General features: G+C 42.6%; 5 protein-coding genes and 1 pseudogene. 3 read left to right on the top strand and 3 right to left on the bottom strand.

Annotated features, from left to right (window positions below; genetic code table 11):
• Positions 1-134 precede the first annotated feature (134 nt).
• The gene (gene carB, locus ACFE90_RS32285; protein ID WP_375506400.1) at positions 135-3,401 is read right to left on the bottom strand and encodes a carbamoyl-phosphate synthase large subunit; all 3,267 of its coding nucleotides are present in this window, start codon (positions 3,399-3,401) and stop codon (positions 135-137) included.
• Between the two features lie 518 nt (positions 3,402-3,919).
• Positions 3,920-4,474, bottom strand: coding sequence for a Dps family protein (locus ACFE90_RS32290; RefSeq protein ID WP_375506401.1), 555 nt, complete (start codon positions 4,472-4,474; stop codon positions 3,920-3,922).
• A gap of 488 nt (positions 4,475-4,962) precedes the next feature.
• On the opposite strand from ACFE90_RS32290, the gene ACFE90_RS32295 reads away from it, so the two are divergent.
• The 3 genes and pseudogenes from ACFE90_RS32295 to ACFE90_RS32305 all read left to right on the top strand — a co-directional run.
• On the top strand, positions 4,963-5,220 hold the full coding sequence (locus ACFE90_RS32295; protein ID WP_375506402.1) for an Asr1405/Asl0597 family protein: 258 nt from the start codon (positions 4,963-4,965) through the stop codon (positions 5,218-5,220).
• A 60-nt stretch (positions 5,221-5,280) separates the two neighbouring features.
• Complete coding sequence (locus ACFE90_RS32300; RefSeq protein ID WP_375506403.1) at positions 5,281-5,937, top strand: (2Fe-2S) ferredoxin domain-containing protein; 657 nt, start codon at positions 5,281-5,283, stop codon at positions 5,935-5,937.
• A gap of 218 nt (positions 5,938-6,155) precedes the next feature.
• Positions 6,156-6,332, top strand: a pseudogene (locus ACFE90_RS32305) (restriction endonuclease subunit R); the annotation flags it as partial.
• A 112-nt stretch (positions 6,333-6,444) separates the two neighbouring features.
• Here the strand turns inward: ACFE90_RS32305 and ACFE90_RS32310 are convergent.
• Entirely contained in the window at positions 6,445-8,880 is a 2,436-nt protein-coding gene (locus tag ACFE90_RS32310; RefSeq protein ID WP_375506404.1) for a tetratricopeptide repeat protein, read from the bottom strand.
• Positions 8,881-9,011 lie beyond the last annotated feature (131 nt).

Below are 9,011 nucleotides of genomic sequence, written 5' to 3' on the forward strand. Positions count from 1 at the left end.
GGGCAGGGGGAAAAGGGGAAACTTTCTCCCCAGCAAAGCGCACCCTGCCCCAATTTCTCTTTTCTTTCTCCCCTGTGCTCCCTGCTCCCTGCTCCCCTGCTTCTTCATTTTCCCCGACTCCCCAATCCCAGTCCCTACTCCCTCGTAATCGGGCAATACTCTTGAATGGTTTTTACGTCCAAAGTCGTATTTTGTAAAGAACGGATGGCGGCGACAGTAGCTTTCGCACCGGCGATGGTAGTAATTATGGGGATTTTGTAAGCTAAGGCTGTGCGACGGATTAACCTAGCATCAGTGTGAGCTTCTTCTCCTGAAGGTGTGTTGATAATAAGTTGGATTTTCTGGTTTTTGATTGCATCTAGGACGTGGGGACGGCCTTCATGGAGTTTTAACACTAATTCAATATTTAACCCCTGTTCGAGAAGAACTCGCCGTGTACCAAGGGTAGCCATCACTGTAAAGCCCAAATCGATAAATTCCTTCACCACACCACTGGCAGCAGCTTTATCGCGATCGCTCATTGATACAAATACAGTTCCACTTAGTGGTAAACGCTCCCCAGCACCCATTTCCGCTTTGGCAAAGGCACGGCCAAAGTCGCTATCAATCCCCATCACCTCACCAGTGGATCGCATTTCTGGGCCCAATATTGTATCAGTTCCTGGGAATTTATTAAAGGGTAATACAGCTTCTTTTACAGCAATATGTGTGGGAATGACTTCCTCGGTGAAGTGTAGCTCCTCTAAGGTTTTACCTGACATAATTAAGGATGCTAGTTTCGCCAACTGTACGCCCGTCGCTTTAGAAACAAATGGCACTGTACGCGAGGCGCGGGGGTTAGCTTCTAAAATGTAAACTTGGGGAGAATAACTGCTTGCGCCGACAACGGCAAATTGGATATTCATCAACCCCACGACTGACAGCGCTTGCGCTAGCTGCACGGTCCATGTGCGAATTTGATTGAGAACTGCTGGTGACAGGGAAATGGAAGGTAAGGAACAAGCGGAATCTCCTGAGTGAATCCCTGCTTGCTCAATGTGTTCCATGATACCACTAATCACTACCCGTCCGGTATGATCGGCGATCGCATCTACATCGACTTCGATCGCATTTTCCAAAAACTTATCAATCAAAATCGGATGTTCTGGTTCTACTAGTACCGCAAAGGTCATGTAGCGTTCCAACTCAGCATCAGAATAGACGATTTCCATCGCCCGTCCCCCTAACACATAACTGGGACGCACCACCACCGGATAGCCAATGCGTCTGGCGACAATCAATGCATCTTCGTAACTCCGAGCAATACCATTAGGCGGTTGGGCAATATTCAACTGTTGGAGAATTTTTTCAAACCGCTCCCGGTTTTCTGCCATGTCGATGGAATCTGGCGATGTACCCCAAATTTTAGTGAGCAGTCCAGAAGTATCATTTCTAAGAAATTCTTGTAATGGTAGAGCCAACTTTAGCGGTGTTTGTCCGCCAAACTGGATAATCACCCCGACTGGATTTTCAGTTTCAATGATGTTAATAACGTCTTCTTTTGTTAACGGCTCAAAGTAAAGGCGATCGCTGGTATCGTAGTCTGTCGAAACTGTCTCTGGGTTAGAGTTGACCATAATCGTCTCATACCCCGCTTTCTTCAAAGCATAAGCGGCGTGACAACAACAATAATCAAACTCAATTCCCTGTCCAATGCGGTTGGGACCACCACCTAAAATCAATACTTTTGGCTTGGTTGCGGGCATTACCTCTGTTTCTTCTTCGTAGGTAGAATAGTAGTAGGGAGTAAACGCTTCAAACTCAGCAGCGCAGGTATCTACGGTTTTATAAACTGGGATTATCCCTAGTGACTTGCGGTAAGCGCGAACTTCATCTTCGGTAGTTTTGGTGGCATAAGCAATCTGGCGATCGCTATATCCGTCCCGCTTCACCTCATAAAGTTGCTCTTTTGTCAATTGCTGCAACGGTGTCCGCTTGAGGAATTTTTCGATATCTAACAATTGCTGAAATTTATCTAGAAACCACGGGTCAATACCAGTCAGTTCGTAGATTTCCTCAGCACTAATGCCTAGTTGCAAGGCATGGCGCACGGAGAAAATGCGATCGGGGTTAGGTGTCCGCAGTTGGGCGCGAATTTGTTCGCCACTGGGTAATTTTTCGGCTTTGTCGCAACCCCAACCAGCGCGTCCGGTTTCGAGCGATCGCAGTGCCTTTTGGAAGGATTCGTTGAATGTGCGTCCAATTGCCATTGCTTCCCCGACTGATTTCATTTGGGTTGTCAGCACTGGGTCAGAACCGGGGAACTTTTCAAAGGCGAAGCGAGGAATTTTTGTCACCACATAGTCAATTGTCGGCTCAAAGGACGCGGGAGTTTTCTTGGTGATGTCATTTTTAATTTCATCCAAGGTGTAGCCCACAGCCAATTTTGCTGCCATTTTGGCAATGGGAAAACCCGTGGCTTTGGAAGACAAAGCCGAACTTCGGGAAACGCGGGGGTTCATCTCAATTACAACCACATCCCCATTAACCGGATTAACAGCAAACTGGATATTAGAACCGCCAGTTTCCACACCGATCTCGCGGATGATTTTGATTGCCATATCCCGCAGCCTTTGATATTCTTTATCAGTGAGGGTTTGTGCGGGAGCGACGGTAATTGAGTCTCCGGTGTGGATACCCATAGGGTCAAGGTTTTCGATGGAGCAGATAATCACCACGTTATCTGCCAAATCACGCATCACTTCGAGTTCATATTCTTTCCAGCCGAGTAAAGACTGATCAATAAGAATTTGCGAAACGGGGCTGGCATCTATACCTACCTGTGCCATTTCTTCAAATTCTTCTTGGTTGTAAGCAATACCGCCGCCACTTCCACCCATTGTGAAAGCTGGACGAATAATTAGGGGATAAGTACCAATTTGACGGGCAACAGCTTTGGCTTCTTCTAAAGATTCGGCTGTGCCACTGGGACATACAGCTACTCCGATCCTTGCCATTGCTTCACCAAAAAGTTTTCGATCTTCGGCTTTTTCAATGGCTGGTAGTTTAGCCCCAATTAACTCAACGCCGTACTTTTCCAACACCCCGTTTTTGGCTAAAGCAACGGCGATGTTGAGGGCGGTTTGTCCTCCCATCGTTGGTAGGAGAGCATCAGGGCGTTCTTTCTCAATGACTTTTTCGACCAATTCCGGCGTTAGCGGCTCAATGTAAGTGCGATCGGCCGTTTCCGGGTCGGTCATAATTGTTGCAGGGTTGGAGTTGACCAAAACCACTTCATAGCCTTCTTCTCGGAGCGCTTTGCAGGCTTGAGTGCCAGAGTAGTCAAACTCACAGGCTTGTCCAATCACAATTGGTCCAGAGCCTAACAGTAGAATCTTCCGGAGGTCGTCACGGCGGGGCATAGTCGTTGCCTTGGAATACGAGAATACAAATCCTGATTATTTTAAGGGTCTTTACGCCCTGTCGTGCTTTTTATTATTAAGTTTTCTAAGTTTGATAACAAAGGGGAGTGGGAGAGAGGAGCAGGGGGAGCCAGGGGAAGCATAATTAAGAATCAATGCCCTATACTCAATTATTATTTTGTATTTCTAATTTTATTTAATTGCGATGCTGAAATTTTTAAAGTTTTTGCGAATCTTTATTATTTAATTTGATTAGATTTGGCAACAGATGGTTATTTATTCTGGCATATACCTATTTAACTTATTAAATATAAATAATTTTTTTAACTAAAAATATTTGTTAACTATCTAATTGCTAAATATTTGCAACGTTAAATATTATGAAAATATATTTACTTAGATTAAAAATGGCAGAGAGATACGAATACCATCCTCTGCCATTTTTTATAATATTTTAAGAGTTAGTGCAGCTGACTTTTTCTTTCAGTCTAGGTAGACAAATCTAGATTATGAGAGTTTTAGCTTTGAGCAGCTTGGACAAACCCTAAAGTTAAGCTGTCTTTAGCGAGGAAGTGAGATAAATGATATGCACGTTCCTCAGTTTTCAACAAAATCTTTTCATACAGATAGCGTGTACCCCGATCGCCTAAACTCTCTGCCTGAGCAGCTTGACGACGAATTACGCCGATGATTGCTTGTTCAGCAGCTAGGTCATTTTCCACCATTTGGCGAGAAGAATATACACCTTCAGATTCTTGTTCAAAACAGGTTAATTCTGCTAATTTGCTGAAGGTCGCTACTGGCACACCACCCAGTCCATCCAAACGTTCTCCAATTTCATGAACGTGGTCTTGTACTTGGTTGTAGCTTTCGTTAAAAAACTCATGCAGAGAGTAAAATTCTGAGCCTTCAACTACAAAATGATGCTTTTGGTACTGCAAGTATAGTGCCTGGAAACTAGCTAATACAACGTTGAATCCTTCTGTCACTGGAGCTGTTACGCTGTGATCCAACAACACAGGGTTGTCATATATATTACCAAAATTCCGTAACAAAGTTTGCGTTTCAGACATTGTGTTCCGCTCTTTTTAAGAGTTATAGATTTTAACTGCTTATTTTTAACATATTAACATTTTAATAATAAGAGCAAGCCAATTCGCCATCTCAAGATTTTGTATTTTTACTTTCTAAAAATCTCAAGTTGATTCTTGGCTAGATGATGGCACGCTCATCAAGTTGCATAATTTTCTCATTATCATTGACATGCCAGATTAAATGTGCATCCTTCCTAACAGGAGCAGGGAGTGGGGAAAAAGCGAGGGAGAGAATAAAAAATTAAAATTACCTCTTTCCCCTGTGTACCCTACTCCCTGTCCCTCTGCCTCTTCCCCTTTCAATATGGGATGGCTGCAAAAATTTGATTTTTTTTTCAAAATTACTGAGAATTGTTTGCACTTAAGGTATGCTGGTTTCAAGAGGTTAAACTCTTCAGACTTTCAAAAAGCAGAAAGTTAAATGGCGGTAGTTACTGCAAGTTTGTTGCACATTGAGGGCAATTCTCTTGAAATCGTTTAGTTCAGAAATAGAAAGCAGCCACCTTGTAGAGGTGAATTGGGCAGATCGCTGGCAAGTCTATCAACGCCTAAAGGAGTTAGACATTCCCTGTAGTTGTCAGGCTAACCAGCCATTGCAAGTTGAAATTGGCTCTCCTATGACAGCTGTTCAACTTTGGAGTGTGATACGGCGATTAACAGCCTCTCGCCAAGACCAGATTTGGACTCTTGAGCACTGCTGGAAAAGTCGCTATCAACAGTTATAATCTTCAGCTAGTGAGAATATCTTGCTTGATAGCTTGTATTAATTAAAAGGAGGTTAAAAAATGGCTGCATCTCACAATATGGAAGTATCAGAATTTTGCCTTGAAGGCAGATTTATAGATTTTGTTATTAAAGATGGCTATAAGCTTAAAGGCTTAATGCTGGGGACTCATGAGGGTGAGTCTTATATTAAACTCGCTAAACATTTACGGGCTGCTTTTGACTTGCGCTTACCACCAGGTACTTGGCTGCAAGTTGTTGGTTATAAAGAATACGATATAAAAAAAGACAAAGTTACACTGAAAGCTGAACGTGTGATGGCGGCGCGTTCTGAAATGGCGACAGTTCAAACCATCGCTGCACCACAAGAACCCCCATCTATTGATAATGCCAAGGTAAAACCAGCTAAAACTAAAGCCACGATTTTGGTGTGTCAAAAATCTGATTGCATGAAACGCGGTGGTAAAGCAGTTTGTCAGGCGTTGGAGGCGGCTTTAAGCGATCGCGGTTTAGAAAACCAAGTTACAATCAAGGGCACTGGGTGTATGAAGAACTGTAAAGCTGGGCCAAACTTAGTTATGCCAGATAAAACGCGCCATAGCCGAATTCAAGCTACACAGGTTCCGGCCTTGATGGATAAGCATTTTGGTGACAAGAGTTTAGAAACGCAGCCTGAGAATTTAAAGGAAGCGGCGATATTTAATGCTAAGTTTTGCTGAAAAAATTAGCGAAATCTTGACATTTGAATGAGAAAGCTTCATAATATCTTCATTAAGTGTGTTCCATTAATACTCGGCATTCGGCTTAAGCCAAGTATTTGCAATAGTTTTGAATTAAGCGATCGCCTAGGATTTGTCATGAGCAAGGCAAAGTAGTAGTAGCGATCGCTTAATATTTGTATGCAATTGGGTTTAGCGAGAGCATGTTATAAGCAACCATATACGGATTAATTACCAATGGCGGTAGCTTTATTTTCGTGAAGTTGGTTAAACAAGATACACCAAAGTATGCCTTGTCTCGCTTATTCTACATCTTCAATCCAGGGAATGAGTTGTATACAGTTTTGCGTGTATTGAAGCGTCTGGGTAAATTGGTGACAAAAACTAATTCGTAATTCGTAATTCGTAATTATTGGTGGAACACTACACCAAAATCTCTGATTTGGTGGTCTTAAATTAGTTTGGGTTTAAGTCCCCAAGTAATTGAATTACGAATTACAAATTATTTTAAACAACGTCAGTTAGAGAAGACTGCAACAACTGTCGCATGGATGTAGCCTGTATATGGTTAGGGAATACGGTTAAAAAGTCATTTAGGTCTTGGATAGCTATACGGATACGCTCTAAAGAAGCACCTTGAGATAAGGTATATCGATATAATTGCTCTGCTGGTTGAGTGTAATGAGCAGCCAAATAATAAAGGGCTAAATTAAAGGTGTTACGCCAGTCTTTAGTATCTTTTTCGTAATGCTGTTTAGCAAGCTTGATAGCAAGTGCTAAGTCAATTTGTGCTTTGTTTGCTTGGTTAAGAGCTAGGTAGTTTAAAGCGCGATCGTACAAGTACCAATCATCGTCAGATTTTAAGCTAATAGCGCGGTTGAAATCTGCAAGAGCTTCATTGTACCGCTTAAGCTGGAGCAAAGTTTGACCGCGACTTGCGATCGCCCAGTCAAGTTTAGGGTTAAGTTCAATCGCGCGGTCAAAATCTTCGAGGGCTTGCGTATAACGCTCCATTAAACGGTAAGTTTCACCTCTACTTGCGATTACCCACTCATGTTTTGGGTTAAGTTCAATTAAACGGTAAGTTACACCACGAATTGTAATCGCCCAGTCATATTTTGGGTTAAGTTCAATTAAACGGTCAAAATCTTCTAGGGCTTCTGTGTAACGCTTCATTAAATGGTAAGTTACACCACGATTTGCGATCGCCCAGGCATATTTAAAGTCAAGTTCAATAGCGCGGTCAAAATCTGGGAGAGCTTCTTCGTAACGCTTCATTAAACGGTAAATCTCCCCGCGCCAACCTAAAGCAATTGATTGCCATTTAACCTCAATCTTAGAACTCTGTAGAACTGCGGTAAACATTTCTAATGTAACTTGATAAAGGTTTTCCTCATAAGCTTTTAACCCATTCGCTAATTGCTCACCCCAACGCTGAACTTCAGAGGAATCCGCATCTTTACCAGCCTGAAGCATTGTTTCTGCATATTGTTGGGCAAATTTGCGTTGATTTTTGAGTGCAGCAAGAAATTCATTGAGAGATACAGATAAATTCCTTTGCGGTGACTGACATAAATTGTGATACAACACATTTAAAGTGTGACTTTGCCAGCTAGGATCGCGCTGTTTTTCCTCTTCTTCCAATTGCAGATCATTCCGCAGGCTGTCATAATATTCTGCCAACTTACCATGTATCTCAGCCCAGCCTTGCGGTGATGCAAGGCGCTTATGGCGTAACATTTGGGTTTTCACAACATCATGATAAGCCCAGCCATCAGTACGCTCGTTAACAAAAGATGTTTCTTTGAGCCAACTAAACAGTTCATCCGCTTCTTCTTCTCCTCTCAACTTGGCCATCACATCCCGATTCAAACACCGAGGAATGGCAGCATCAAGCGCCACTTGTTGCCGTTTGGGGTCATCAATCCATTTTAAAAAGCGTTCTACAGCACTACTGCTAGGCTCAATTACCTGGTTAGGGTCGTTAGGATGAGCATCTGCTAGCATTCCTACTAACAGGGGTAAGTTTCCAGAAAGGCGCAAAATCACTTCAATAGTGCGATTGTCCGTAATGCCTTTGCGAGTTAGATATTGTTGGGCTTCTTCTTCTGTAAAGGGTTCTAGAGGGAAACGAACTATTAACCCTTCATAAGATGCCCAATGATTTTTATCTAATTCATGCCGACCGGCGATCGCTATCAGTATATTGAGAGATACTTCACCGTGGCGACCCTCCAGAATTTCCCGTAGCCAGTTATCTAAGAATTCTCCCGTGCGTTCATAGGTATCAAAAAACAAAACAACACCAGTCTTCTCAGCAATTTTAAAAATATCTTGCAAAAATAGCGGAGTCAGCACTTCTTCAGGTTCTTGAACTAAGCGCACTTCGTCTTTATTTGTTATTTTTTTTGCAACATAAGAAGCCCATTCTCCGGCTTGGGTAGCAAAAGCATCCTCATCTACAAAGTCAAATACAGCACCGCCAACGGGAACTCGACGCGCTAGACGCACACCAGTTTTAAAGACAGTTTTGCCTACAAAAGCCGAAAAGCCTTGAGGAGCTTCTGGATCGGTTTCTAATTCGTGGCGCTTTTGACGGTAAACTTTGTAGCGTTCTGTAAACTGCGTTAGTTTGTGACCTTGGCGTTCCAACTCTTCAGCTAAACGACCCATGACTTCTGGTATAGTTTTTTCAGCTTCATCGATATAAGCCGAAATAATTTTTGCTTCGTCAGCAATTTTACGAAACTGTCGCAGCAGGGTACTTTTACCAACCCCGCCTTGACCCCAAACGTTATACAGAAAACGACGGCGATTATCTTCCAGGGGTAATGCTAGATTTTGGCGAAATTGGTTTACTTGGTCTTCACGACCCACAAAACCTGATTGTTGACGTTGCTTAAGAATATCTTGTAAACTCTTGGGCTTGTTTTGCGGGTTCATTACAAGATTCAATTTTGAGATGCTAATGCTTACAGAATAACTACTAAATATACAAGGTGTATTTCGGAATTTATCAAACTTTTTCTAGGTAATTTTTATGCGTTGACCTTCTGAGGCTCAACTTTGACCTT

Origin of the sequence: uncultured Nostoc sp., assembly GCF_964245445.1 — a bacterium.
Taxonomy (GTDB): Bacteria; Cyanobacteriota; Cyanobacteriia; order Cyanobacteriales; family Nostocaceae; genus Nostoc.